19 protein-coding genes are annotated in these 25,868 nt (G+C 61.1%); 3 read left to right on the top strand and 16 right to left on the bottom strand.

The annotated features are described in order from the left end of the window. Positions 1 to 129: 129 nt before the first annotated feature. A complete protein-coding gene (locus JKA62_RS16330; protein ID WP_011334101.1) occupies positions 130 to 354 on the top strand; it encodes a YgdI/YgdR family lipoprotein in 225 nt (74 codons plus the stop codon). A gap of 58 nt (positions 355 to 412) precedes the next feature. Here JKA62_RS16330 and JKA62_RS16335 read toward each other — a convergent pair whose 3' ends face one another. The 14 genes from JKA62_RS16335 to JKA62_RS16400 all read right to left on the bottom strand — a co-directional run bounded on the left by JKA62_RS16335 (position 413) and on the right by JKA62_RS16400 (position 21,686). Next, positions 413 to 787 (bottom strand): hypothetical protein, encoded by a 375-nt coding sequence (locus JKA62_RS16335; RefSeq protein WP_011334100.1) that lies wholly within the window; start codon positions 785 to 787, stop codon positions 413 to 415. A gap of 158 nt (positions 788 to 945) precedes the next feature. Beyond that, entirely contained in the window at positions 946 to 2,799 is a 1,854-nt protein-coding gene (locus tag JKA62_RS16340) for a polyurethane esterase (protein WP_201818641.1), read from the bottom strand. Between the two features lie 100 nt (positions 2,800 to 2,899). Then, positions 2,900 to 4,588, bottom strand: coding sequence for a polyurethane esterase (locus JKA62_RS16345; protein WP_011334098.1), 1,689 nt, complete (start codon positions 4,586 to 4,588; stop codon positions 2,900 to 2,902). A 57-nt stretch (positions 4,589 to 4,645) separates the two neighbouring features. After that, positions 4,646 to 7,732, bottom strand: coding sequence for an autotransporter serine protease (locus JKA62_RS16350; RefSeq protein WP_011334097.1), 3,087 nt, complete (start codon positions 7,730 to 7,732; stop codon positions 4,646 to 4,648). 77 nt (positions 7,733 to 7,809) lie between these two features. Beyond that, complete coding sequence (eprS, locus tag JKA62_RS16355) at positions 7,810 to 10,761, bottom strand: autotransporter serine peptidase EprS (protein ID WP_201818644.1); 2,952 nt, start codon at positions 10,759 to 10,761, stop codon at positions 7,810 to 7,812. A 56-nt stretch (positions 10,762 to 10,817) separates the two neighbouring features. Then, positions 10,818 to 12,185, bottom strand: coding sequence for a TolC family outer membrane protein (locus JKA62_RS16360; protein ID WP_201818646.1), 1,368 nt, complete (start codon positions 12,183 to 12,185; stop codon positions 10,818 to 10,820). Positions 12,186 to 12,187: 2 nt separating this feature from the next. Next, on the bottom strand, positions 12,188 to 13,537 hold the full coding sequence (locus JKA62_RS16365; RefSeq protein ID WP_011334094.1) for an HlyD family type I secretion periplasmic adaptor subunit: 1,350 nt from the start codon (positions 13,535 to 13,537) through the stop codon (positions 12,188 to 12,190). After that, a complete protein-coding gene (locus JKA62_RS16370) occupies positions 13,534 to 15,321 on the bottom strand; it encodes a type I secretion system permease/ATPase (RefSeq protein ID WP_011334093.1) in 1,788 nt (595 codons plus the stop codon). The genes JKA62_RS16365 and JKA62_RS16370 overlap by 4 nt, the downstream gene beginning before the upstream one ends. 204 nt (positions 15,322 to 15,525) lie before the next feature. Further along, positions 15,526 to 15,954: an AprI/Inh family metalloprotease inhibitor gene (locus JKA62_RS16375; protein WP_181457859.1), complete on the bottom strand. Its 429-nt coding sequence runs from the start codon at positions 15,952 to 15,954 to the stop codon at positions 15,526 to 15,528. A gap of 92 nt (positions 15,955 to 16,046) precedes the next feature. Further along, entirely contained in the window at positions 16,047 to 17,507 is a 1,461-nt protein-coding gene (locus JKA62_RS16380; protein ID WP_201818648.1) for a serralysin family metalloprotease, read from the bottom strand. A gap of 388 nt (positions 17,508 to 17,895) precedes the next feature. After that, positions 17,896 to 18,981 (bottom strand): polyamine ABC transporter substrate-binding protein, encoded by a 1,086-nt coding sequence (locus JKA62_RS16385; RefSeq protein WP_011334090.1) that lies wholly within the window; start codon positions 18,979 to 18,981, stop codon positions 17,896 to 17,898. Positions 18,982 to 19,037: 56 nt separating this feature from the next. Then, a complete protein-coding gene (locus JKA62_RS16390; protein ID WP_011334089.1) occupies positions 19,038 to 19,382 on the bottom strand; it encodes a cupin domain-containing protein in 345 nt (114 codons plus the stop codon). 30 nt (positions 19,383 to 19,412) lie between these two features. Continuing rightward, on the bottom strand, positions 19,413 to 20,819 hold the full coding sequence (locus JKA62_RS16395; RefSeq protein WP_201818649.1) for an NAD(P)/FAD-dependent oxidoreductase: 1,407 nt from the start codon (positions 20,817 to 20,819) through the stop codon (positions 19,413 to 19,415). Between the two features lie 51 nt (positions 20,820 to 20,870). Continuing rightward, the gene (locus JKA62_RS16400; protein ID WP_201818652.1) at positions 20,871 to 21,686 is read right to left on the bottom strand and encodes a helix-turn-helix domain-containing protein; all 816 of its coding nucleotides are present in this window, start codon (positions 21,684 to 21,686) and stop codon (positions 20,871 to 20,873) included. 263 nt (positions 21,687 to 21,949) lie between these two features. Here JKA62_RS16400 and JKA62_RS16405 point away from each other — a divergent pair, with 263 nt between their 5' ends. Next, entirely contained in the window at positions 21,950 to 22,222 is a 273-nt protein-coding gene (locus JKA62_RS16405) for a DUF1652 domain-containing protein (RefSeq protein WP_011334086.1), read from the top strand. A 57-nt stretch (positions 22,223 to 22,279) separates the two neighbouring features. Here JKA62_RS16405 and JKA62_RS16410 read toward each other — a convergent pair whose 3' ends face one another. Continuing rightward, the gene (locus JKA62_RS16410; RefSeq protein ID WP_201818654.1) at positions 22,280 to 24,754 is read right to left on the bottom strand and encodes a UvrD-helicase domain-containing protein; all 2,475 of its coding nucleotides are present in this window, start codon (positions 24,752 to 24,754) and stop codon (positions 22,280 to 22,282) included. A 278-nt stretch (positions 24,755 to 25,032) separates the two neighbouring features. Here JKA62_RS16410 and JKA62_RS16415 point away from each other — a divergent pair, with 278 nt between their 5' ends. Further along, positions 25,033 to 25,728: a pirin family protein gene (locus JKA62_RS16415; protein WP_085610260.1), complete on the top strand. Its 696-nt coding sequence runs from the start codon at positions 25,033 to 25,035 to the stop codon at positions 25,726 to 25,728. Between the two features lie 50 nt (positions 25,729 to 25,778). Here the strand turns inward: JKA62_RS16415 and JKA62_RS16420 are convergent. Then, positions 25,779 to 25,868 (bottom strand): integrase core domain-containing protein (locus JKA62_RS16420; protein ID WP_146615305.1); only part of this gene is annotated, 90 nt, incomplete at its 5' end.

Here is a 25,868-nt window from a genome sequence, read left to right on the forward strand (position 1 = left end):
CGCAAACGGAAAAAGATCAATGGCACCTTGAATGCGGTTTTTTTCAGGTGGCCATCGAACTTTTCCCGGCGTAATGGCACCAACCGCGTTAGAGGCCGACAATGGTCGAAATGAACAGGAATGCTGCTTATGAAAATCAAGACTCTCGGGATCCCGTTGGCTGTTGCGGCGCTGCTGACCCTGGCCGGTTGCTCGACCCCGACGGTGGTCACCCTGCAGAACGGCACCCAGTACCTGACCGAAGACATGCCCGATACCAAAAACGAGGACGGCTTCTACGAGTTCAAGGATATTTCCGGCGCCAAAGTCCGCGTACGTGCCGACGAAGTGGCCACGGTGCGCAAAGAAGACTGACGGATAAAACATCAAAAAAGGCTGCGACCCTATGGGATCGCAGCCTTTTTTGCATTCATCAGCGGGGTAATGCCATGCCCGGGAGGGAGTCGTCGCAACTGAAGGGCCGCTCGCCCCGACGAACCAGTTCTTCCTGCAAGCGCTGGCAACGCTGTCGCTCCTGCTGCGCCATGCGGTCGATGCTCAGGTTGCCGGTCATCTCCGGCGTTTTGTCTTCGCCGATGCGAACGGTCACGAACGGTTGTTCGGGCTGGATATGAAAGCGGCTTTTTTTTTCGACGGGTTTGGCGTCTTCGCTTTTGGCCGGCTCTGGCAGTTGATCGGGTGTCACGCCATAGCGGCTCAGAATCGAGCTGTGAGGCAGATCGGCCCAGGCATTGGCCGACAGCAGCACAAGCCCCGCAACACCGATATACCCCTTGAAACCTTTCACGTGTGAATCTCCTGTACTCGTTGGCGACCTTTAGATGACGAACGTTGCCGTCATGGCTTTAGGCCGCATTTCCTGTTGGTGCAGGGATTGGAGTCAGGGAATGGCTGGCGAGTCACTTTTGCTATGGGGAGGGAATACGCTCCCTCCCCACCTTGTCGTCAGGCGATCACGATTCCGTCGGCACTCAGGCTGTTCAACGCAACCCCGACCAGCGTCACCGAATCAGCACCGAATTTCAGCACCGTATCCTGCCCCACCGCCGTGGCGTGTGCGCGCAAGTCGTCGCCCGGCAACACCCCCTGCACGCCGAGGAACACCAGTTTGTCGTTGGCGGTGTAACCCACCACGCGATCCTGGCCGAATGCGCCGCTGAACAGGAAGGTATCCGCGCCGCCGCCCGACTCCAGCAGATCATTGCCGGCACCGCCGACGAACACGTCGTTGCCCGCCCCGCCGATCAGATGGTCGTTACCGTCCAGGCCGAACAGCCAGTCTCCGCTGGCCTTGGCCTTGAGGGTGTCGGCACCGCCGGTGCCCTTCACGCTCGATTCGTACTGGGTGACGTTGTTGCCGACCTTAAGACCGGCCGCCGTGACGCTGTGGGTCACGTCGTCCTTGAACAGGCCCCAGAGGAAGCCCGGCTCCTTGGTGACGATGCTGCCGATGTCGCGGGTGATGCTGATCCCGCCGTTGGCATCGCGGATGTACAGGTTGCCGGCGCCGTCGTTGGCGAAGTCGAAGCTATTGACCGACGTCTGCAACTCGAGGGTGTTGTTGCCCGAGCCGCCAAGCAGGATGTTGTAGCCCCCGCCATCACGGAAGGTGTCGTTGCCGGCGCGGCCCTCCAGGTAATCGTTGCCGCTGCCGCCCTGGATCAAATCATTACCGTCGCTGCCGATGATGAAGGTGCTGCCCTTGTGGGTTTCGGCGTTGCGGTTCAGGTCTTGCACCCAGGTGTTGGCCCGCGCCGGATCCGACAGGTTGGCGACGATGATCGTCGAGTCCTTGCTGGTCAGGTCGTAGAACTTCGACTCGATCACCCGGTTCATGCCGTCGCCATAGGCGGTCGGCAGGTGCGAGATCCAGGTCGGAATGTTGACGATCGAGAACGGCAGCACGTTCCACGCCGCCGAGGCGTAGTGGTCGTTGAAGCTGACGATGTTGTCGGTCGCCGACTCCTTGGGCGCGTCGTGCACGCCGAGCGAGGCGCCGGTGAAGGTCGAGCCGTCGAGGGCGCGGAACACCGGATCGTTTTCGTAGCCGACGTTGAGCACCTTGTCGGTGCTGCTCTGGGTCGGCGAGGCGTAGGCGATGTAGTTGGAATCCTGGAAGAACCCGCTCCATTTGCTGGTGCTCAAGTCCGCCATGCTGTTGACCGCCAGCCCGCCGAGGCTGTGACCGCTGACCAGCACGTCCTTGCCGCTCAGGCCGTTGGCCTTGGCGAACGCCACCACATCGTTCATCAGGTTGCCAAAGGCCTCGCCGACGTAGTTCTTGGCGTAATCCTTGGGCCCGAATGCGGCGAGCAAGTCGTTGATCACGTCACCGATGGAGTCGCCAATCAGGATTTCCCGTGGGCCACTGGTGCCGCGAAAGGCAATGCCGATTTCCGTCAGATGGCCCTGAGCGTCGTATTTGCCGAGGATTTCTACCTGAGCGCTGGTGTAGCCGGCTTTTTCGCCGAAAAAGGTGCCGCGCGCATCGGTCTTGCCCTCGTAACCCAGTTGCGCGGCGGTGATCGGGGTCCAGCCGGCTTTTTTCACCGCGTCGAGTGCGGCTTTTTCCGAATCGGGGTTCCACGGAATGCCGGGGATCACCCCCTGGGAATCCGTACCGCCGATCAGCGCGGTCACCAGCGTGGCCGGCAAACCGAGGCCGAAGCCGTTGTGCTGATAACCGACGGCAAAGCCGTTATCGAGGTTGTGGTAGGAATACAGCGTAATGGCCATGGCATCGCTGAACAGCGCCTTGGATTCCGCCGTACCGAAGTTCTTGTAGTCATACACACCCATTGCTGTTGCCTCTCTTTTTGTTGGAATTGTTCAGAGATAGCTCACAACCAGAACGCCCCTCCCGAGGCGCCCCGGAGCATTTCAGTACAACTTTCGTTTGTCAGGCGAAGACGAAACTCGAATCCGACAGGTTAGCCACACCGACCCCGATCAGCGTCACGGCAAAGTCGCCAATCTTCAGCACGGTATCGCTTCCGGACTGCGACGCGTGTTGCTTGTAGTCGTAGCCCTGCCCCGCGCCTTCGACGCCCATGAACACCAGTTTGTCGCTGCCCTGGTAGCCATTGATCGCGTCAAAACCGAAGGCGCCGCTGAACAGGAAGGTGTTGTTGCCACCCACCGCGCTCATCACGTCATTGCCGGCACCGCCGACGAAGGTCACGTGGGCCTTGTCGCTTTGCAGGTGATCGTTACCGCCCAGGCCGAACAGCCAGTCGCCGTCGGCGGTGGCTTTGAGGGTGTCGCCCATGGCGCCGCCGCTGAGCGAATGGTTGTACTGGGTCAGTTCGGCACCGTTGGCCAGGCCTTTGGCGGTGACGGTCCAGGTGATTTCCTTGCTGCCCCACCACGAACCCGACTCCTTGCTCACTAGCGCGCCGATGTCGCGGGTCATGCTGATGCCGCCGTAGGCGTCACGCACGTACAGCGTGCCGTCGCCGTCGTTGGCGAAGCTGAAGTTCTGCAACGGCTTTTGCAGCTCGAAGGTATTGTGGCCCTGGCCACCGAGCAGGATGTTGAAACCGCCGTCATCACGGAAACGGTCATCGCCGCCCAGGCCTTCGAGGAAGTCGTTGCCCGCCCCGCCCTTGAGCCAGTCGCCGCTGTCGGTGCCGATGATGAACGTGCTGCCGGTGTGCGGCTCGCCGCTGCGGCCCAGATCCTCGACCCAGGTCTTGCCCCGCGACGCGTCCTCAAGGTTGGAGACGATGATCGTCGAGTCCTTGTGCGTCAGGCCGTAGAACTTCGACGCGATCACCCGATTCAGGCCGTCGGCATACCCCAGCGAGCTGTGGGCCGACCAGTTCAGCGGGTTGGCGATGCTGAACGGCACCAGATTCTGCGCGGTGGACGCGTAGTTGTCGTTGAAGTTGACGATGTTGTCAGTGGTCGAATCGTGCGGTTTGTCGTGCTTGCCCATCGACGCGGTACTGAACGTGGTGCCGTCGAGCACGCGGAACACCGGGTCGTTTTCGTAGCCGATGTTCAGCACGTTCGTGCCGGTGCTGCTCTGGGTCGGCGAGGCGAACGAAATGTAGTTGGCGTCCTTGAAAAACCCGCCCCAGTTGCTCGCGCTCAACTCCGCCACGCTGTTGACCCCGAGACCGCCGAGGCTGTGGCCGCTGACAAGTACGTCCTTGGCCGCAATGCCGTGGGCGACAGCGAACGCGGCCACCGATTTGAGCAGGTTGTCGAAGGCGTTTTTCGCGTACTGAGTGGCGTAGTCCGACGGGCCAATGGCAGCCAGCAGGTTGTTTTTCATGTCGCCGAAGGTGTCGCTGTAACCCAGCCCGCCGGTGCCGCGGAAGGCCACGCCGATGCCGATCAGCTTACCCGCGGCGTCGTACTTGCCGAGCACTTCGGCTTCGGCGCTGGTGAAGCCGTCCTTCTCGCCGAAGAACGTGCCCTGCACCCCGACCTTGCCCTGATAGCCCAGCGCCGTGGCGCCGATCGGCTTCCAGCCAGTGCCGGGCAAGGCCTGCCCGGTCGGCGTGTAGGCATACAGCGTCAGGGCGATGGCATCGCTGTACAGCGCTTTGCCGTCGGCATTTTTGTAATCGAACAGTCCCATGTTGTGCTCTCTCTTCCTTTTAAAAACGGCAGTTCTCGAAAGAACTGCCGTTACCCCTTAGAACTGCCAGTCCAGCGTCAAGCCCACACCGTGGTCCTTTTCGTTGGAACCGATCAGCCCGTTGTAGTCCAGGTTGACCCGGACATCGCGATTGAGCGCCAGCCCGGCGCGCACGCCGACCACCGCTGCATCTCGATCCATCGACACACTTTGCACGGTGAATGCACTATTGCCATTGGCGAACGCCAGGTGACTGTCAGAATCCACGCTGCTCAGATTGTGCTGCCAGCCCAGGCTTGCGCCCAGTTCCAGCTGGTGTTTCTCCGACAGGGCAAACGTGCGTTTGGCCCGCACACCGAGGGTCGACAACACCACATCGCGGTTGTCTTCACCGCCCTTCAGCGCGGCGGCATCACCCTTCTCGGTGAAGCTGTCGCTGTTGAGGTGCACGTAGGCCAGATTGGCGAACGGCTCCAGGTTCATCGGTTGCAGGCCCAGGTCGTAGGCCGCTTCGGTGAACAGTTGCGCGGTGGTCGCATCGCGCTTGGTTTTCTGTTTGCCGCTGACGCCACCGAACTGCAGGTCGCGTTTGACGTCGATGCGATGCCAGCTGTAAGCCGCACCGGCGGTCAGACGCAGTGCATCTATCTGATGCCCCAGGTAGGCGCCCAGGTGATAGCTGTCGATCGAGGCGGACGAATGTGTCCCCTCGCCCATGCTCAACGAGCTGTCGCTATAGCCGGTAACGAAACCCAGACGGGTATCTTCAGCGATCAAGCCGTCGACACCGGCCAGCAGGCCGCCGATGGAGCTGGTGGAATCGGCGTATTTCGACCCGCCATCGCTCTTGCCCCAGGCGCCCAGCACTTTGAGCCAAGCGTTGCTACGGTCATCGGTCGGCGCGCCGGCATCGAACAGATCGCGCTCACGCAGACGTTCGCCTACGGCATCGCGCAGGTAGCGGCTGTCGTTGATCAGCAGCGTGCCGATGGCCGGGTGAATCTCGCCGGACAGTTGCTGGAAGGCATCCTGCGCAGCGGCGGCCGACGGCGACAGCAACAGGGTTTCGAACAACGCATTGCCGGCGCCGAGACGTTCGGCAGCAGTGCCGACCGCGCGCTGGTTCGGCGTCAGGCCGACACTGGCGAACGAGGCGCCGTTACGGCCGACGTCCAGTTGCACACCGCTTGCCGAGTACGCCAGGGTGCCGCCGAGGAACGCGTAGTCGGGCAGCACTTGGCCGAACTGCCCTTCAATGCCGCCCGCTGCCTGCAAGATGTTGAACTGGGTGCCGAGCAAGCTTTTCACTTCGCCCGTGGTCAGCAGCGTCGGGCTGTTTTCCAGCGACAGGGTCACGGTTGCGCCTTCGATCAGCGCTTTGCCGCCGGCGACGATCCGGTCGCTGCTGGTCGGGGACACTTCCACCGCATAGGTCGAACCCGGTGCGAAGGTCACGTCACCGGCCACATTCAAGGTGCCGATGGAGTTGCCCGGCGCCACGGTACCGCCGCGGTTGGCGGTCAGCGCCGCGATCCGGCCGTTACCGCCGAGGATGCCACCGTCATTGACTGTCACCGCCGATTGCAGCGAGCCATTGATTGCCAGTCGCCCCTGATTGACCAGGGTCGGGCCGCTGTAGGTGTTGTTACCGGTCAGCACCAGGGTGCCGATGCCCTGCTTGGTCAAACCGCCATGGCCGGAAATGTCGTTGCGCCAGGTGTCGAGCCCGCAGGTGATGTCGTTGCACACGCGCTCGGTGGGTTTTCCCGCATCGATGATCGCGCCGATGCCCGGCAGATCGGCCACGAACTGGCCGGAGCCGTAGGCGCCCTGGATGCGGAACTCTTCGGGAATGTCCTGCTCGGTGACGAACATCGCCGGGCCGTCGATGCCCTTGCGCAGGTTGATCATGCCCCAGCCGTACAGGGCGTCGATGCCCGGTGCGCCGAGGTCGGTGGCCGTGGTGCGCAACACGCTGGCGACCTGATCGCCGGTCATGTACGGGAAGCGCTCCATCAGCACTGCCATGGAGCCGGCCACGTGCGGTGCGGCCATCGAGGTGCCGTTGTAGTTCTTGTAACCCGTGGTCAGGTTGTCGGCGTTGGTGCCTTCGATGATCGAACTGAAGATTTTCGTGCCCGGTGCCGAGACGCAGAAACTCGCGGTGTAGCCGCAGCGCGAAGAGAACGTACTCATGATGTACGGATTGGCGCTGGCCAGATCCGGGTTCTTTTGCAGGGCGGCAACGGTGATCCAGTTCGGCGCGATGTCCGGGACGAAATAACCGAGGCCGGCGATGGCATCCGGGTTGTTCAGGTTGTAGTCGTTACCCGCCGCGAAGATCGTCACGATCCCGCTACGTGCAGCGGCGATTGCGCCATCGTAGGCGCCGCCGGGTTTGGTGCCCAGCAGTGTGCGGATTTCGTTGAACTGCAATTGCGCGTCGTTGACGGTGAAGTGCGGGTACGCAGGGTCACGGCCGCCGAGGTCAAAACGGTCGGTGATGCCGATGCCCCAGCTGTTGTTGATGATCCGCGCGCCGCTGGCGATCAGCGCATCCCAGCCGGCCTTGTACACCGCGCCGTCGTTGCCGCGCACGATGCCGTCTTCCGGGCCTGGGTCGCCGTTGTCGGCGCTGATGATCTGCGCGCCGAACGCCACGCCGTGCATCGGCCCGCCGTCACGACTGCCGGCGGCGATACCGCCAACGTGAGTGCCGTGGGCGCCGAGCTTGCCGTCGGAACCGACCGAGGGCGAACCGTCATAACGGAATGCGTCCCCGGCTTTGACCGGGATGTACGGGTCGGTGTATTCGCGGATCCCCGAAGTCACCAGGGTGATGACCTTGTTGCTGCCGGAAAACTCCGGGTGCGCGGCGTAGACCGGCTGGTCGAAGATCCCGAGCTTCACGCCCTTGCCGGTGTAACCGGCGGCGTAGGCGTGATCCGCACCGATGGCGCCCAGGCCCCAGTCAGCCTGGAATTCGGCGCTGCGCCAACTGCCCGGATCTCCTGCCCGGCCGCTTTCCACGTAGGGCGCCGCGTGCGCGCTGCCCCAGGTGGCCATCGCGCAGAGCAAGGCGACGTTGAGAGTTTTCAGGCGAAAGCCTCCACCCGATTGCGCGGGGGTATTGTTGTTTTTCATCCAGCGACCTTCCTTAGTGATGTTGCGAAAAATCCGTCTATTGAGGTGTTCCCACGCGAGAGCGTGGGAACGATCAGTCAGAACTGCCAGTTCAGGCTCAGGCCCACGCCGTGCTGCTTCTCGCGGCTGGCCAGTTGTCCGGTGTAATCGAGGTTCACCCGCACGTCGCGGGCCAGTGCCAGACTGGCCTGCACGCCGACCAGCGCAGCGTCGCGCACCAGTGGCGAGCTTTCGACTGTGTACGGCGCGCTGCCGCTGGCGAAACGCAAATGCTGTTCGGAGTCGATGTCGGTCAGGCTGTGCTGCCAGCCCAGGTGTCCGCTCACTTCCAGCTTCTGTGCGGACGGCAGGTCGAAGGTCTTGATCGCCCGCACGCCGAGGGTGCTCAACACCGCGTCGCGCTGGTCGTCACCACTTTTCAGCGCGGCGGCGTCGCCCTTCTCGGTGAAACCGTCGGTGTCGAGGTGCACGTAGGCCAGGTTGGCGAACGGCTCCAGAGCCAGTGGTTGCAGGTTCAGTCGATAAGCCGCTTCGCCGAACACCTGGGTGGTGGCGGCATCGACTTTGGCTTTCTGCTTGGCGCTGACGTTGCCATACTGCAAATCGCGTTTCACATCGGCGCGATGCCAGCTGTAGGCCGCGCCGGTGCTCAGGCGCCAGGCACCAATCTCGTGACCGGCGTAGGCGCCGAGGTGATAGCTGTCGACCTTGGCCGAGGAATGCGTGCCTGACCCCATGCTCAGCGAGCTGTCGCTGTAACCGGTGACCAGACCGATGCGGGTCTGCTCGTCGACCGCGCCGTCGACACCGGCCAGCAAGCCACCGATGGAGGTGCTGTAACCGGCGGTGTCGTGGCGCGAGTCGATTGTGCCCCAGGCGCCAAGGGCCTTGATCCAGCCGTTGCTTTGCGTGGCTTGCGTATCGTGCAGGCGCTCGCCGATGGCGTCGCGCAGTTGGCGGCTGTCGTTGATCAGCACTGAGCCAAGGGCCGGGTAGATTTCGCCGCTCAACTGTTGAAAGGCTTGTTGCGCATCACTGGCGGTGGCCGACAACAGCAGGCTTTCGTAAACCGAACTGCCCGCGCCCAGACCTTCGACGGCAGTGGCCACGGAGCGCTGATTCGGGGTCTGGCCGACGCTGGCGAGGGATGTTGCGTTGCGCTCGACATTGAGACCAATGCCGTTGTCGCTGTAGGCCAGGCTGCCACCGATGAACAGATAATCCGGCAGCACCGCACCGAACCGGCCCTGAATGCCGCCTGCCGCTTGCAGAATGTCGTACTGCTGGCCGAGCAGACTTCTGGCCTCGGTGGTGCTGAGCAACGTCGGGCTGTTTTCCAGCGACAGGCTCACGGTGGCGCCGTTGATAGAGGCGGTCCCACCGGCGACGATGCGGTCGCTGCTGGTGGGAGACAACTCCACGGCGTAGGTCGAGCCCGACGCGAAGGTCACGTCACCGGCGACATTCAAGGTGCCGATGGAATTGCCCGGCGCCACGCGGCCGCCGCTGTTGGCGGTCAGTGCGCCGATCCGTCCGGAGCCGCCGAGGGTACCACCGTCATTGACGGTCACGGTCGAGGTCAGCGAACCGTTCACCGTCAGCAGACCGCCATTGACCGTGGTCGGCCCGCGATAAGTGTTTTCACCGGTCAAAATCAGTCGACCGTCACCGGACTTGATCAGACTGCCTTGATAAACCCGACCGGCCGCCGCTGCATCGCGAGCCATGCCCACGGCGTAATCGGTCTGATCCTGCTGGCTGGCACCGGCCGGCACGCCGTTCTGCCAGCCCCTGTTCTGCAGGGTTTGCTGCCAGGCGTTGTGCTCGGCAAGGTCTTCGCTCTGGCGCTGGATCAGTGCTTTGTCGCTGATGTCATTGCTCCAGACATCGCTCTGTCCGGCCGCCAGATGGGCGTCGAACGCCCCGAGCAACTGCCCCGGCCCGCGCATCGCCCGGTACAGGTTGGCCACGCCCCAGCCGACTCGCTCGGTCGGCGCGTCGGTCACCGAGCCGTCGAGTTGAGTGGCGGTGGTCAGCAGCACTTCGAGAGCCTGCTGGTTGTTCATGTACGGATAGCGCTCCATCACCAACGCCAGTGCGCCGGTGGCGTGAGGGGCGGCCATGGAGGTGCCGGATTTGATCGCGTAACCGCCGTCGGGAATGGTGCTGTCGATCTTCGCCCCGGGCGTGGTGATGCACCAGTATTTGGCGATGCCGCACTGGTTGTACTTCTGCTGATTGCTTTGGTCGAGTCCGGAAACCGCCAGCCAATGGCCTTCCAGATCCGGCTGGAAGTACGGCAGCGCCGAGCGCACGCTGGCATTCGGGTAGCCGCTGTTGCCTGCGCTGAACACGTTGATCACGCCACGACGGGAGACGTCCGCCGCCGCATCCAGCCAGGTGCCTTTGTTCCAGTGCTGGGCGTACGCGGCGTGCAGATCCGCGAGGGTTCGGTAGCTGACGTCCGGCGGCTGGCTGCCCCAGCTGTTGTTGATCGCCCGCACGCCGGCATCGGCCAGGGCGTCGTACACCGCTTTGAAGTAGCGCGGATCAGGGTTGGGGCCGAACAGGAAACTGTCGTTCTTGTTGGTGTTGCCGACGTAGATTTGCGCGTTGTACGCGACACCATGCATGCCGGTGCCATCGCGAGACGCGCCCATGGTGCCGACCACGTGGGTGCCGTGGGAATCGTTGTTCGGGTTGAGGGTGCCATTGACGTTGAACAGCGAGCCGTCGATGTAACTGCCGCTGGCCAGTACCGGGTGATAACGGTCATGGGCGAACTCGGGATGGGCGGCGTCGAAACCGGAGTCCAGCGCGCCGATTTTCACGCCTTTGCCGGTGATGCCGGCGGCATAGGCCTGATCGGCCTGCATCCGGTCCAGGCCCCAGTCCCGCAGAAATTCAGCGCTGCGCCAACTGGCGGGATCGCCGGGTTTCCCGGCTTCGAGGTATTGGGCCTGAGCCTGGGTTGCAGAAATCACAAGCAGCAGGGTGCCGACCGAAATCGGCTTGATGCGTACGTCCATGTTCACCACTCTTTTTGTTGTTTTGGGTCGAAGCTTTTTGCGTTGAAGCTACGGTGTTATTGCGTCCGTGGACCCTGTCCGAACGCCTCATCCACCCGCGCCAAATCCTGTTCGCTCAAGGTGCCCGCGTAGTAATGCAATTTGGTCCAAGCCATAAGGTAGTCGTAGCGGGCCTGGGCCAGATCACGGCGGGTGGTAAACAGCTGTTGTTCGGCGTTCAGGGCGTCGAGGTTGGTGCGCTCGCCGCCGAGAATGCTCTGTTTGGTCGACACCACCAGCGCTTCGGCCGAGGCCAGGGCCTTTTGATAGGCGCGCAATTTATTGACCCCGGACAGGCACGCACTGAACTGCCGGCGCAATTCGATCAGCGTCTCGCGGGTCTTGCCGTCCAGTTCGTATTCGGCCTGTTCCATGGTGCGGCTGGCCTGACGGGTCGAAGCCGACACGCCGCCACCGGCATACAACGGCACGCTGACTTCGAAACCGATGGTGTTGGTTTCGTAACGCTGGTTGTAGGTGTTGCCGCTTTCCGACTCGTTCTGGCGCATCGTGGCGTAAGCGCTGACTTTCGGCAGGTGCCCGGCGCGGTTGCGCTCGACTTCGTACCGCGCCACTTCAACCGCCTGACGCTGGGACGCAAGGTTCGGGTTATTGCTGACCGCCAGCTCGTGCCAGGTGTCGTAGTTGGCCGGCATCAAGGCAAAGGTCTGGAAGTTCTGATCCAACGGGGCCAGGTCACTGATGTCCATCGCCGGCACGCCTACCAATGCGCCCAGCTCCCGTAGCGCGGCATCCTGCTCGTCGCGGGCCTCGATTTCCTCGGCGGTCGCCAGTTCGTAACGCGACTCGGCTTCAAGGATGTCCGTACGAGTACCCTCGCCCTGCTTGAACATGTGCTCGTTCTGCTGGAACTGCTGCTCGTACGCTTTCTTCTTGGCCTGCGCGATGTCGATCTGATCCTGGGCAAACAAGGCCTTGGTGTAGTTATCCAGTACTCGAACCAGAAGCTCCTGGCTCTTGCCGCGAAAGTTTTCGTCGGCAAACAGTGACTGGGCCACGCCCTTGCGATAGGCCGCGTAGGCTTCGTAGTCGAGCAACGGTTGTTGCAGGGTCAGGCTCGAGCCGTAGCTGTTGTAATTACGCTCATCGGTGCGATTGCGCGCGCGTTCGTCGAGGGACGTGGCCTTCGACGAGTTGCGACCCTTGTTGTAGTTGTAACCCAGTTTCGGCAACAGGCCGGCGCGGCCGATGGCGCGGTTTTCAAGGCCGGCGTCGCGCTCCTTGATCGCGCCGAGGAACACCGGGTCATTGCGCAACGCCTGTTCGTAGATCTCGAACGGCCCCATGGCCGCCACTGCACTGTTGCCCGCAAGCAGCGCGAGCGCTGCAGCCAGCATGGAAAGCTTATTCATACAGCCGAACATCCTTATTCTTCGGTCAACGCGGAACCGGCGCGGTCGAGCAGCGGCTTGAACAGGTAGTTGAGGAGTGAACGTTCGCCAGTGCGCACGAACATTTCCGCCGGCATGCCGGGTTTGATCACCAGGCCATTGAGCTTTTCCATGGCCTGATCGCTGACGCTGCTGCGCAACACGTAGTACGGCACGCCGGTTTTCTCGTCGACCATCTGGTCGGCGGAAATCAGGCTGACTTCGCCGGGCACCCGTGGCGTCTTGCTCTGGTTGAAGGCGGTGAACAGGATGTCGACCGGCAAGTGCGTGCCGACCTTGTCGATCAGGTTGATCGGCAGGTGGCCTTCGACTTCCAGGCGCGTGCCTTGCGGGACGATTTCCAGCAGGGTTTCGCCCTGACGCACCACGGCGCCTTCGGTGTGTACGCCGAGGTTGACTGCCACGCCGTCGGCGGTGGCAAGGATTTCGCTGTGTTGCAGGTCGAAACCGGCGGAGGTGAGTTGCTCCGACAGCGTGACGCTTTTCAGTTGCGCGTCGGCCAGTTGAGTGCGGACTTCCTTCTGGTACTCCTCGCCGTGCTGTTGCAGCTTCAGGCGGGACTCGAGAATGCCCTGCTCTACCCGGCCACTTTCGCCCGTGTTCTCGGCCAGTTGCTGCTGAACCTGCGACAGCTGACGCTGGTATTCCATCAAGCGGTTGCGCGGGATGTAGCCGTTGTCGGCCAGCGGTTGCAGATTGCTCAACTGCTGTTGCAGCGAGTCGGCCTGCGCGTTGAGGTCAGTACGGGCGCGGCGCATGCCCGCCAGTTGCGCAGTGGCACCTTCGATGCTGGCACGCAGGGCGGCCTGCTCGCGGGAAAACGCTTCACGGCGGCTGCTGAACAGTTGCCGCTGGCCTTCCAGCACCAGCGCCAGGCGCGGATCGGCGTTATCGCTCAGTTCTGCCGGAAAGGTCACTTGCTTGAGGTTGTCACGCTCGGCCTGCCAGCGCGCCAGGCTGGCCCAGGCCATGCGGTATTGCGCCTGCAACGACTGCACGTCGGCGGCGACCTGAGTCTGGTCGAGGCGGAACAGCGGCTGGCCCTGCTTCACGATTTCGCCTTCGCGCACCAGAATCCGGCTGACCACGCCGCTGCTCATCGACTGCACGGCCTTGCGCTTGCCCGACACCACCACCGTGCCTTGCACCGGAATGCCTTGATCCAGCGGCGCCAATGCCGCCCAGGTAAAGAAACTGCCGGCACCGACCAGCGCCAGAATCCAGCCCATGCGGGCGAAGAACTTCGCATCGCGCTCCGGGCGTTCGGTGATGTAGTCGTTTTCCATCGTGGCTTCGTTTTGCGTGTTCATGCTCGCGCTGCTCATACACCCGAATTCCTTGTCGTCGGCTGATACTGGCGGCTCATGCTGAGCCCGGCCGGTGCTTGCGCAGGTTTTTCATTTTGTTGTGGCTGGTTGCCGGGCTGATTGCCGGACAGTGCCTTGAGCACATCGTGGCTCGGGCCGAAGGCTTGCAGGCGACCGTCGTTGAGCACCAGCAGCTTGTCGGCCTGGGCCAGCACCGAAGAACGGTGGGTCACCAGCACTACAGTCGTGCCTTGGGCCTTGAGCTGCACGATCGCGCTGGACAGCGCGGCTTCGCCGACGGTGTCGAGGTTGGAGTTAGGTTCATCCAGCACCACCAGGCTCGGGTTGCCGTACAACGCACGGGCCAGTGCCACGCGCTGTTTCTGGCCGCCGGACAAACCGCTGCCGTCCTCGCCCAATTGCGTGTCGTAGCCTTGCGGCATGCGCAGGATCAGTTCGTGCACGCCGGCCTGTTGCGCGGCAGCCACGACCTTTTGCGGATCGGCTTCACTGAAGCGGGCGATGTTCTCGGCGATGCTGCCGCTGAACAGTTCGATGTCCTGCGGCAGGTAGCCGATGTACGGGCCGAGCTGATCGCGGTTCCAACGGTGGATGTCGGCGCCGTCCAGACGCACCGTGCCGCCAAGGGCCGGCCATACGCCGACCAACACACGTGCCAGGGTCGATTTGCCGGAGCCGGAAGCTCCGAGCACGCCGAGCACTTCACCGGCCGCCAGGTTGAAGTTGACCATATGCAAGGTCGCGGCACGCTGACCCGGAGGGCCGGCGCTGACTTGTTCAAAGGTGATCTGGCCTTTCGGCGCCGGCAGCGCCATGGCGTCATCGCTCGGCGGGAAGGCTTGCAGCAACGCATCGAGGCGACGGTAAGCCAGCTTCGCCCCGCTCCACTGCTTCCACACGGCAATCAACTGATCGATCGGGCTCAGCACCCGGCCCATCAGGATGGAGCCGGCGATCATCATCCCGGCGGTCATGTCGCCCTTGATCACCAGCAGTGCGCCGAGGCCCAACACCAACGATTGCAGGCATAGACGCAGGGTCTTGCTCAGCGAGCTGATCACCGCGCCGGTGTCGCTGGCCTGATTTTGCAGGCCGAGAAAGCGCGAATGCACCTGGAACCAACGCTTGCGCAAGGCGCCGAGCATGCCCATGGCTTGAATGGTTTCGGCGTTGTGCAGGTGGCTGGTGGCCAATTGGCTGGATTTCTGCGAGAAGCCGGCGGCTTCGCCCAGTGGCTTCTTGGTCATGTATTCGTTCAGGCATGCCAGCGCGATCAGCAGCAGCGCTCCCGCCGTGGCCAGCACGCCGAGCCAGACGTTGAACAGGTAAATCACGAACAGATAAACCGGAAACCACGGTGCATCGAAGAATGCGAACAGCGCAGGCCCGGTGACGAATTGGCGAATGTGGGTCAGGTCACCCAGGGACTGCCCGGCGTTACCCTCGCCCTTGAACAGGTTGCGCTCGAACGCCGCCTGATAGACCCGCAGATTGAAACGGCGCTCGAGCTGGCTGCCGATGCGGATCACGATAAAGCTGCGCACCACCTCCAGCAGACCAATGAAGGCGAAGAAACCGACGACCATCAGCGACAGCATCGCCAGGGTGGTTTCGTTTTGCGAAGACAGCACCCGGTCGTAGACCTGAAGCATATATATGGAGGGCACCAGCATCAGCACGTTAATCAGTGCGGTAAAGCATCCGACGCTGATCAGAATGCTTTTATAGTCACCTAATGCCTTGAATAAGGGAGCGGTGGCTGGGGCCTTCGCCATCTTCATTGATTATTCCTGAAATGATATTTCCCGCCCTGCTTGGCGAGAATTCAATTAATTGTCCGCATGGCGTGCGGGACATCCACCGCCAGTACCTACTTACACTTCAACAACAACTTCGGCGATTAAAACCGGACTGCAAGTTATTGCACTGTCGCTTATAACTGTAACGGGGCGCTTTATATTTAAACGGTCAGTCGGTTCCGGTCATTACGGCTGCTGCGAGGAACGCTTGAGTGTAATCACCAGGCCCGACTTCAAAGTGCTCAGATAAAGCCCGTCACGTTGTCGGCTGAAAAACTGGATTCTTGAGCCTTCCTTGCCGGTGATCGACAGACCGTCCGGATCGGGAAACCAGCCGATGGCGGCGTCCTGCAACCACGCGCTCAGGCAATCGGCGCCCTTGCCCAAGGTCTGGTTCGCCTCGAGGTCGATCTGGCAGGTGTTCGACGGCTTGTCTTGCAGGGCTTGCGCTTCGGGGCTGTCACTGCGGGCGCTCAGGGTCGCCTGCCACTGCCCGGCAAATACCGATGGGTCTTCGAGTCTGAGGCTGCTTGCCATGGTTGTTTCTCCAGAAATCATCATCAGCATCGGCAACAGATACGCCGCCGCTTTGCGGGTAATAGCGAATTGGATCATAGGAAATTTCACTCCGGCACGTAGCCTTGCTTACCGGCCATGGCGATGCAAGTGAAGAAAGCGGCGCATCACGCGCCGCTTCCCGTGTTACATCACGCCACGATGTCGCTGGTGGCTGCCTGGCCAACGGTGCTGACCTGGAAATCAGCCACGCCGTGTCCGGAGAAGTCCACCGACAACAGGCTGTTGCCGCCCGATGACGTCAGAACCGCGTCACCCGCTGCGCCGGTGAAGGCACTGACGAAGTGCAGGCCTGCACCGTTGGTGATGCCGGTCAGGTCGATTTTGTCCAGACCGCTGACGAAATCGAGGATCTGATCGATCGCACCCGGTTTGGAGTCGGAGCTGGCCGCGAACACAAAGGTGTCCGAACCCGCGCCGCCCCACAGCTTGTCAGCACCGCCTGCGCCCCAGATGATGTCGTTGCCGGCACCGCCCTTGAGCTCGTTGGCCGCGCTGTTGCCGATCAGCAGGTCGTTGCCCGAACCGCCGATGGCGTTCTCGATGGTGACGCCCTTGGCGATGGACACGTTGCCCACCAGGCCGCCAACGTCGGAGAACGAGGCTTCATTGAGGTTGATCTTCTGGTTCTGGGTGAAACCCGAGAAGTCGAAGGTGTCCTTGCCGCCCGCATCCCATACCGAGAACACCAGCTTGTCGGCCGACGACGAGGCGCTGAGGAAATCGCGACCGGCGTTGGAGTTGAAGCCGTAGGTGGTGTCACCGGTACGGGTGGTCAGGTTGGCGCCGTAGAGCTTCTGGATCGCCGCGATGTCATCCATCAGCGGGCCGGAGGAATAAGCTTCCACGCCACCCTTGCTGAAGTTCTGACTGGTGTTGCTTTCGCTCCAGTAGCTCATGACGCTGTAGCCGCGGGTGTCTTGCCCGTAGGTGGCGTCATTGTAGGTCGGGTTGCCGTTGCCGGCGTTGTAGTCGCCCGGGTGCGCCAGGCCAAGGGTGTGGCCGATTTCGTGGGTCAGGGTCTGACGACCGTAGTTGTTCAGATCCGGATTCTTGTTTTGCGTGTAGCCACTGTTGATCAAGTACCACGATGTGCCGTCATAACCGGCGCCGGTGCCTGGCAGATAAGCGAACGCTGCAGCGCCATCCTGGCCACCGCTGTAGTTACCGAAGGTCATGTGACCGTCACCGCCCGAGGCTTTCTCGGTGAAGGTCACGTTGGCCACATCGGCCCAGGATTGCATGGCGAGCACGGCCTGGGCTTTTTGTTGGGTACTGAACTGACTGAACCCGCTGATCCCGTGCTTGTTCATCGTGCTGGACGATGCCGAAGTCAGGAACGTGTAGGTGAGTTCGATCTTGCCGCTGCCATCCTTGTCCTGGTAGGCAGCGCCGTCGCGCAGCAACTGGGTGGCGGCCTGGTCGACGGAAAAGGAGGGTTTGCCATTGACCGTGAGGTTGCCGCCACGATCGTACTGATGGCTGAAGCTGTTGATCTGGTTGAACGCCGAGCTCGACGCAGCCAGGGGAGCCGCGTTCAGCTGGAAAGCCTGCTCGGCGGTATCAACAGCATTAGCTTTTACTTTCGACATAAACACACTTCCTTGTTTAGCAATGGAACAGTTTTTGTCCGATAGCGACAACCTCTGGCGAGATTGTCCTATCACTCGCCCAATGAAGGCGTAAGAAACCTGACACAATTTGAAATCTAACGTCTAGCGTTTTTTTGAGATCAAGTTGAACTGTTCCGGGAAACTCCCGTAAACAAAGCGCGTGCCGCCGAAAGAATGTTGTAAGTTTGGTGAGCCTGCCTAATTGTCTGACGATTTATTATTTAAATATTAAATATCGGTAAGTTGTTTTTTGTTAGCAACGTCTCACTTTGCTGCACTTTATCAGTGCGATGCCAGTGTATTGATATCAAGTAATTCCGACAGAACATAATCAGGCGAAGGCTGTGCCGCCCTCGCCTGTTTTTCTTCAGCTGCCAGTACGAATCTTGTTCCAAACCCGCGTGCGTATCCGGTCGATGTTCAGCGGCATCGCTTCCAGTGCGAACAGCTTGCCCATCATTTCCGGGCTCGGATACACCTTGGTGTCGTTCTTGATCGCCGGGTCGATCAGGCTGTCAGCCTGTTCGTTGCCATTGGCGTAATGCACGTAGTTGCTGATGCCGGCCATCACGTCGGGCTGCAGCAGGTAGTTCATGAACGCGTAGCCGGCCTTCTCGTCCGGCGCGTCGGCCGGCATGGCGACCATGTCGAACCAGATGGCGGCGCCTTCCTTGGGAATCTCGTAGCCGATGTCGATGCCGTTCTTCGCTTCTTTGGCGCGGTTTTCCGCTTGCAGGATGTCGCCGGAGAAACCGACGGCCACGCAAATGTCGCCATTGGCCAGATCGCTGGTGTACTTCGAGGAATGGAAATAGCTGACGTACGGCCGCACTTTCATCAGCAGTGCTTCAGCTTTCTTGTAGTCCTCGGGGTTCTTGCTGTGATGCGGCAAACCCAGGTAGTTGAGCGCCGCCGGCAGCAGTTCCGGGCCGTTGTCGAGGATGGCCACGCCGCACTTCTGCAGTTTTTCCATGTATTCGGGTTTGAAGATCAGATCCCAGGAATCCACCGGCGCGTTGTCACCCAGCACGGCCTTGACCTTGGCGACGTTGTAGCCGATGCCAGTGCTGCCCCACAGGTACGGAAAACCGTGTTCGTTACCCGGATCGTTGGTCTGCAAGGCCTTGAGCAATACCGGGTTGAGGTTCTTCCAGTTCGGCAACTGGCTCTTGTCGAGTTTCTTCAGTGCCCCACCCTCGATCTGCCGCGCCATGAAGTGGTTGGAGGGAAACACCACGTCGTAACCGGATTTGCCGGTCATCAGCTTGCCGTCGAGGGTTTCGTTGCTGTCGTAGACGTCATAGGTGACGCCGATGCCGCTGGCCTTTTCGAAGTTCTTGGCGGTGTCCGGCGCGATGTAGTCGGACCAGTTGTAAACCTTGACCGTATCCGCCGCCTGAGCGAAGGAGACGGCGAGCATCAAGGGTGCGAGCGCGAGGGTCTTTCGGATCATGGATCGATTCCTGTATTGGCTATTGTTGTTGGCAGGCAATCAAAAGGATCAAAACGTCAGAAAATCAGGACATAGGTCTTGCGCACGGTTTCTTCGATGTCCCAGATCCCGAGCGTGTTGGCCGGCAACATCAGTGCGTCGCCACCTTGTATGTGCAGGGTTTCGCCGCCGTCGTCCGGGGTGAACGTGCAGCGACCGGAAATGAAATGGCAGAACTCCTGAGCGGTGATCTGCCGGCGCCAGCGACCGGGGGTGCATTCCCAGACGCCGGTTTCGACGCCGTCGTCGCGCTCGACGCTGGTGGTCGAGGCAATCGCCACCGGCGTGCCGAGCGGCACGGCCACCGGGTTGGACTCATCCAGTTGCAACGTGGCGGTGTTCTTGAATTGGGTGATGCTCATGGCGTTACCTGTCTCGTAGTAAACAAACGTTTAGTGCATGAAACCTTCCATGAACCCGGCGACCTGGCTGGCAAGCTTGCGCCGCCAGGGCGCGGTCGCCGGGTTAGCCAGGGTCTGGTCTTCGTGGACGAAGCTCTTGATGATCGCGTTGTAGCCGAGCCAGCGGCACGGTTCCGGCTCCCAGGCCCGCAGCGCGTGGATCCCGCCGTCGGGCAGCACCCACGGCTGATGCGTCAGCTCGGTGTTGCGCTCGAGAATCAGATCCGCAAGCGTGCGCCCACCCAGATTGGAAGCGCCGACACCCTCCCCGCCATAGCAGCCGGACAGCGCGATGCCGTTGGCCCGGTCACAGAGCATGTGCGGTTTGAAATGCCGGGACATGCCGAGATTCCCGCCCCAGGCGTGGGTGATCTGGACGTTTTTCAGTTGCGGGAACAATTCGCCGAACAGGTAGCGGCGCAGCTCGACTTCATCGCGGGTCAGGTCGAAGTTGTGGCGCAGCTTGCCGGCGAACTGATAACCGCCACGGGCGCCGAAAATCAGCCGGTTGTCGGCGCTGCGCTGGCCGTAAGTGACCTGACGGCTGAATTCGCTGAAAGCCTGGCCTCGACTGAGGCCGATCGCGTCCCAGGTCGCGGCGGACAACGGCTCGGTGGCGACGATCAGGCTCTGCACCGGTAATTGATAACGCCCCAGCGGTGGCAGCGTGACGGAATAACCTTCGATGGCCGGGACAATCCAGCGGCTGCGCACGCCGGCCTTGTCGGTACGCAGGCTGCCGGCCTGCCAATGGGTCACCGGGCTGTTTTCGTAGATCTTCACCCCCATGCTTTCGACGGTTCGCGCCAGGCCGCGCACCAGTTTCGCCGGGTGAATGGTCGCCACATGCGGGGCGAAGATGGCGCCGTAGGGTTTGGCGATGCGCAGCTGCTGCGCCAGTTGCTCCGGGCTGAGCCAGCGGTAATCGTCGTCGGTCAGTCCCTGGGCGTGGAGTTTTTTCAGGTAGTCGCGAAGACTGACTTCCTGCTCGGGATAGCGCGCGGCGCAGTACAGCACCCCGCCTTTGCGGTAATCACAGTCGATGCCTTCGCGTTCGAGGACGACTTCTACTTCATCAGGAATGCTGTGCAACAGATCGAACGAAGCGCGACGTTGTTGTGCGGACAGGCCCGCCAGCAGGCGATCCTCACCCAGCAGATTGCCCATCAACCAGCCGCCATTGCGACCGGAAGCGCCGAACCCGGCGGTTTGCGCTTCGATGATCGCGATGTTAAGGCTCGGCGCCTGTTGCTTCAGGTAGTACGCAGTCCACAGCCCGGTATAACCGGCGCCGATGATCGCCACGTCGACGTCCAGGTCCTGCGCAAGCGACGGGCGCGCGGTCAGCGGCTCGTCGAGTTGATCCATCCACAAACTGATAGTGCGCCACGCCGGCATGCAAGACTCCGCCAATCCAGGTTTCGATGGCGTCGATCCTAGAGGCAGAACTCAGGGATTGTCTTGCGCGCGTGTCCGCAAAGAAATTTGCTTCGCATAGGCCTTGGGCGACTGGCCGGTGTGCTGGCGAAAGCAGCTATAGAAAGCCGACAGCGAATTGAAACCGGCGGCGAAGGCCAGTTCATCGATGCGCAGCGGCGGCGTGGCGTTGTCCAGCGACTGCAACAGATGTTGCAGGCGCGCCTGATTGACGTAGCGGTAGAAGCTTTGCCCCAGCACCTGATTCAACAGGTAGGAAATCTGGTTACGGCTGTACCCGCACTCCTTCGCCACCCGTTGCAGATCGAGTTCCGGATCGAGATAAGGCTGCTGACGCTGGAAGTATTGTTGCAAGTCATCGGCCATGAAACTCAGCTGACGGGGCGACAGGCCCAGGCGACTCGTCGCCGGGCGCTGGCGGGTTGCCGTCAAGCTGTCGGCCTGTTCGCGCACCAGCGACGCATATTCGTTGACCCGCCAGATCTGTCCATCCTTGACCGTGATGGCTTCGCTGGAACGAAACGACACCAGGCCGTTGCCGCCGCGCAACGTCACTTCGTATTGAATGAAGGCGGTGTTGCCGTCGATACGGATGCGGTCGCAATGCTCCAGCGCTTCGTCGGACTCGCGCGGCATGCTGACCCGGACGTACTCGCGCAACTCGTCGAGGCCGAGCACGCGGTTCTGGAAGAAATCGTTGTACTGGATGTCCGGGTGGTACAGCGCCATGACGCCATCCAGGTCCCGGTGTTTCCAGCACAGGTGATAGCGCATGACCGTTTCGGCCGTGGCCCGGGTCTGTTCCGGGCCGTCATCGTCGGCGTGCATAAGAGACTCATGGAAAAAGAATCGAGCTTGCCCAACTTCTGGTGTTGCTTCAACAACCGACAGTGATAGCACTTTGCCGAAGGTCGCGATGGACAGTGACTTACATCAAAAAAATCTCGGCAATCGCTAAATCGACTGAAAATTCTCACGGGAACTTCACATCCAGATGCTACTTTTAAAGGCAATCAACGGTTGGGCCAATGACGGCTCTTCCCACCTACCATGAGCGAACGGAAGCGCTCGATGAAGAAGGCGGGCAACACATGAATAAAGGGTCAAGCAAGGTCACGTTTCCCAATGCCTGCCAGCTGATGCGCTGGCATTTTCATCCCATGGGTTTCGAGGCGACCATGGATGCGCCGGGCAGTCTGGTCGCGCGTCTGTTCGATCGGGCCAGCGGCGAAACCCTGATCGCGATCGCCGGCATCCCCTGTGCCACAGTGATGAACGCGGCGGATGTGGAGCGAATAATCGAAGCCGTTGAGGACGAGCTGGAGGCATTCATTCCTCCTGAATCCCTCAAGAGTTATGCGTAACTAGCTGATTTAAAATAAAAAGCCCGCTTTGTGCGGGCTTTTTCATGGGCATTGGATTCAGGCCGTTTTCTTTTCCGGACGATGATCGACGAAGAACGGTTTGCCTTTGGCAACCCGGTCGGAAGCTCGAGGCATATTGACTGCCTGGGTGTCTTGCGGCTCGACGTACCAGTAGCAATGGCTGACTGCGCGAGTGATGCCGACGTAGGCCAGGCGCAGGATTTCGTCTTTTTGCGCACTGTCATAAGGCTCGCTGTCGCCGGCCTTGCCCAGTCCGGCCATGCGATACACCTGATTCTTGTATGGCGAACTGGTCAGGTGCTGGCAATCGCCCAGCAGGAACACCGCGTCGGCCTGCAGACCTTTGGCACTGTGATAGGTCAGCTGTTTCAGGCGACGGGACTCATAAGGCAAGCTCGAATCCACATTAACTACATGCTGAATATGCTGTTCTATCAATAACTTATCGCTGCTTTTTCGATAGAGCATCAGGATCGAATCGCCGTTTCGATAGTGTTCCGACAGGCGCTGGCCGAGTGCCTGATCGTCGCGCTCCAGCACGTTGACTGGCTGCAACGGCCTCTCCTCGCCGCTGGCCTTGGCCTTCTTGCCTGGGATCGCCGGCGCTGCCCGGACGATGTGTTCCGCCGCGTCGATGATGTGCTGATGGCTGCGATAGTTGTCGCTGAGCATCACCCGGGTCGTACTCGGCGACGGGAATTCCTTGTTGAATTCCATGAAGTAGCTCGGCGAACTGCCGCGCCAGCCGTAGATCGATTGCCAGTCATCGCCTACGCAAAGCAGCGACGATCGCTGTGCGCCTCGTCCAACGTGCATCGCGGGGCCGCGACTGCGGATTTCCGAGAGGCTGGCGCGAATCCACGAGACGATCTGCGGTGAAACGTCCTGAAACTCATCGATCATCAGGTGCGACATCGGCCGCAACAGCTCATCACTGAGCAGTTTGAAGTTTTCCGGTGAGTGCTCGCTGAACAGTGCAAACATGCGGTTGTAGGTCATGACCGGCGGCTTCTGATCCAGCAGATGATCTTCCAGCGCGCGCCAGAACAGACTTAAAGCCTCGAAGAAAAACCGGTCCGGATCATCCTTGGCGAAACTCATGCGGCCAACAGCGTCCGGCACATCCAGCCCCAGATTTTCGATGAAGCCGGCGGCGGCGACAAAACAGTCGAGCAACGGTGCGGACGCCAGCTCGCCCTTGACCTTGTAATCGAAGCCGGGACCGGCGCTGACATCGCCTGCCAGCGTGGCCAATAAACGTTTTGACGATTCGTAACTATCCAGCCAAATCAGTGGCTTACGACAGAAAGCTTGAAACAGGGTGCGCTTGACTGCCCACTCTGCACGCACCGTCAGCTTGGCGTTGGGACGGCAGACCTGCGGGTTTTCCCGAGGGTCGAAACCCAATACCACCCAGGCGTCCAGGCTCGGAATGTAGCCGTGCCCATGGAAAGATGCGCCATTGATTTCGAATGCCTGGCGACTCGGTTCGATACCCTTGATCGGCCAGGCACCGGCGCGGAGCCACATGTCCTCGATCATGTCGCACAGCTCTTCATCGCGGCGAGCCGCCAGCTCCGTTACAGCGACGCGCTTTTGCACGTCCGGGTGATCGCGTTCCAGCTCCTTGAGCTGCAAGGCGTGCCGGGACAGCGGCTGGATCAGTTGCGCAAAGCGCGGGTCTTCTTTGTAGAGACGGTGGTAACAGGCGTTGAGCTGCTGGCGCTGCGCGTCGTTGATGCGCAGATCGAACGGATTGCTGTCGACGTCTTCATCCGCACCCGGCGCGCGGTGGCTGAGGTTTTCGAATGCCTGCAAGCGCTCGAACCCCGGCAGGCTGCGAACCATCGGCAAGATCCGCGAGTGGAAGGTGCGCACCAGATCCCGCGCGTCTTTTTGACTCAGTGCCCGGCCCCACAATGCGAACAGTTCGATCAGTTTGTTGATGAAGTCCTTGCGCGACTCGCGGGTGAAGGTCACCACGGTCATCGAATCGAGCTCGAAGCCCAGGTAGTGAGTCAGCAGCAGGATCCGCAGCACCAGCGTGGTGGACTTGCCGGCTCCGGCGCCGGCAATCACCGAGGTTGACGGGGTATCGCTGAAAATCATTTTCCATTGCGCCACGCTTGGCTGGGCGTGGGCTGGCAGCAGGCGCGCGACATCGGCTTTCATGCGCTTCTTCAGTTCTGCGCTGAGCGGCAGACGCCAGTCGTCGAACAAGTGATTATCGATACCCGGCGGGCGATGCTCGGTATTGCGACTGTCGCGGATCAACAACACCTGGCGGCCCTCTTCCAGGCCGTCAGCCTTGCCTTCCTTGTACCCGTAATCCACGCCGGCGGTATGCCCGCTGCGAAAGCCGTCAGCCTGGCCGTGCAACCACGAAGCCCGGTGCTGGGCGCGCAGTTGCGTCAAACCATGGCCAAGGAAACGCGCCGCCAGGCGTTTGAACCATGGCATCTCGGCCAGGGGGCGAAGTTCGGGAGGAAGATCGGGGGTGTGTTGCGCCACGCTGACGGACTCCGGATGTGAGGCTGTTGGGGGCTATGGTGTCTGCATTTGCTTTTTTGTTCTAGCGAAATGCTTACAGGTCATTGGTTTAGGCGATGAATTGAAGGTGGGACGAGACGGTTTCGAGCCTTTTTCATATCAACCGATTCGATTGGAATGCCGCAGTTTTTACGCTTTTTCTCGATGGTTGACTGATAGATGATGGCTGCCATCAATCACCGGTCTCGCTTCGTGGCTCAGGCATCGCGCCCCATGACGAACCTTTTGAGGAGACGATCATGCTTGAACTCAGACCCTTCAGCTCGCTGGGCGGCGCCCATCACGGCTGGTTGGATGCCCATCACCATTTTTCGTTCGCCGAGTACTACGATCCGCAACGCATGAGCTGGGGCAACCTGCGCGTGTGGAACGACGACATCATTGCCGCCGGCACGGGCTTCCCTACTCACCCGCACCGCGACATGGAAATCATCACGTACGTGCGTGAAGGTGCGATCAGCCACCAAGACAACCTGGGCAACAAGGGCCGCACCGAGGCTGGCGACGTGCAGGTCATGAGCGCCGGCACCGGAATCGCCCACAGCGAATACAACCTGGAAGCCACGGACACCAAGATCTTCCAGATCTGGATTCTGCCGACCGAAACCGGCGCACCGCCGTCCTGGGGCGCCAAACCGTTCCCGAAAGGCGACCGGGAAGGTTTCGTAACGCTCGCCAGCGGCAAGACTGGTGACGACCAGAGCCTGCGCATCCGCGCCGACGCGCGTTTGGTGGCGGCCAATATCAAGGCCGGTGAAACCGCTGAATATCGCCTTGATGCCGGACGCCGGGCGTATCTGGTTCCCGCTACGGGTGTCATTGAAGTCAACGGCTTGCGCGCACAAGCTCGAGACGGTGTGGCAGTGGCTGATGAACAGGTGTTGACCGTCACGGCGCTTGAAGACAGCGAGATCGTGTTGGTGGATCTGGCCTGATCGGCGAATCGCGTGTCTAGTCCTGAAATAGGTTTACACCTGTTTCAGCCTCAAAACGCCCGATGCACCGCATCGGGTGTTTTGTATTTCAGCGACAGATGAGGCCGCTCGTTGTTATAGATCTGCACCGACTCGTCCAC

This window comes from Pseudomonas sp. B7 (assembly GCF_016735645.1).
Taxonomy (GTDB): Bacteria; Pseudomonadota; Gammaproteobacteria; order Pseudomonadales; family Pseudomonadaceae; genus Aquipseudomonas; species Aquipseudomonas glycinae.

Excerpts from the sequence above, each read along its gene's own strand:
- JKA62_RS16330 (WP_011334101.1), top strand. The coding sequence starts at position 130 with ATGAAAATCAAGACTCTCGGGATCCCGTTGGCTGTTGCGGCGCTGCTG.
- JKA62_RS16340 (WP_201818641.1), bottom strand. The coding sequence starts at position 2,799 with ATGGGTGTGTATGACTACAAGAACTTCGGTACGGCGGAATCCAAGGCG.
- JKA62_RS16345 (WP_011334098.1), bottom strand. The coding sequence starts at position 4,588 with ATGGGACTGTTCGATTACAAAAATGCCGACGGCAAAGCGCTGTACAGC.
- JKA62_RS16350 (WP_011334097.1), bottom strand. The coding sequence starts at position 7,732 with ATGAAAAACAACAATACCCCCGCGCAATCGGGTGGAGGCTTTCGCCTG.
- eprS (WP_201818644.1), bottom strand. The coding sequence starts at position 10,761 with ATGGACGTACGCATCAAGCCGATTTCGGTCGGCACCCTGCTGCTTGTG.
- JKA62_RS16360 (WP_201818646.1), bottom strand. The coding sequence starts at position 12,185 with ATGTTCGGCTGTATGAATAAGCTTTCCATGCTGGCTGCAGCGCTCGCG.
- JKA62_RS16365 (WP_011334094.1), bottom strand. The coding sequence starts at position 13,537 with ATGAGCAGCGCGAGCATGAACACGCAAAACGAAGCCACGATGGAAAAC.
- JKA62_RS16370 (WP_011334093.1), bottom strand. The coding sequence starts at position 15,321 with ATGAAGATGGCGAAGGCCCCAGCCACCGCTCCCTTATTCAAGGCATTA.
- JKA62_RS16375 (WP_181457859.1), bottom strand. The coding sequence starts at position 15,954 with ATGATCCAATTCGCTATTACCCGCAAAGCGGCGGCGTATCTGTTGCCG.
- JKA62_RS16380 (WP_201818648.1), bottom strand. The coding sequence starts at position 17,507 with ATGTCGAAAGTAAAAGCTAATGCTGTTGATACCGCCGAGCAGGCTTTC.
- JKA62_RS16385 (WP_011334090.1), bottom strand. The coding sequence starts at position 18,981 with ATGATCCGAAAGACCCTCGCGCTCGCACCCTTGATGCTCGCCGTCTCC.
- JKA62_RS16390 (WP_011334089.1), bottom strand. The coding sequence starts at position 19,382 with ATGAGCATCACCCAATTCAAGAACACCGCCACGTTGCAACTGGATGAG.
- JKA62_RS16395 (WP_201818649.1), bottom strand. The coding sequence starts at position 20,819 with ATGCCGGCGTGGCGCACTATCAGTTTGTGGATGGATCAACTCGACGAG.
- JKA62_RS16400 (WP_201818652.1), bottom strand. The coding sequence starts at position 21,686 with ATGCACGCCGACGATGACGGCCCGGAACAGACCCGGGCCACGGCCGAA.
- JKA62_RS16405 (WP_011334086.1), top strand. The coding sequence starts at position 21,950 with ATGAATAAAGGGTCAAGCAAGGTCACGTTTCCCAATGCCTGCCAGCTG.
- JKA62_RS16415 (WP_085610260.1), top strand. The coding sequence starts at position 25,033 with ATGCTTGAACTCAGACCCTTCAGCTCGCTGGGCGGCGCCCATCACGGC.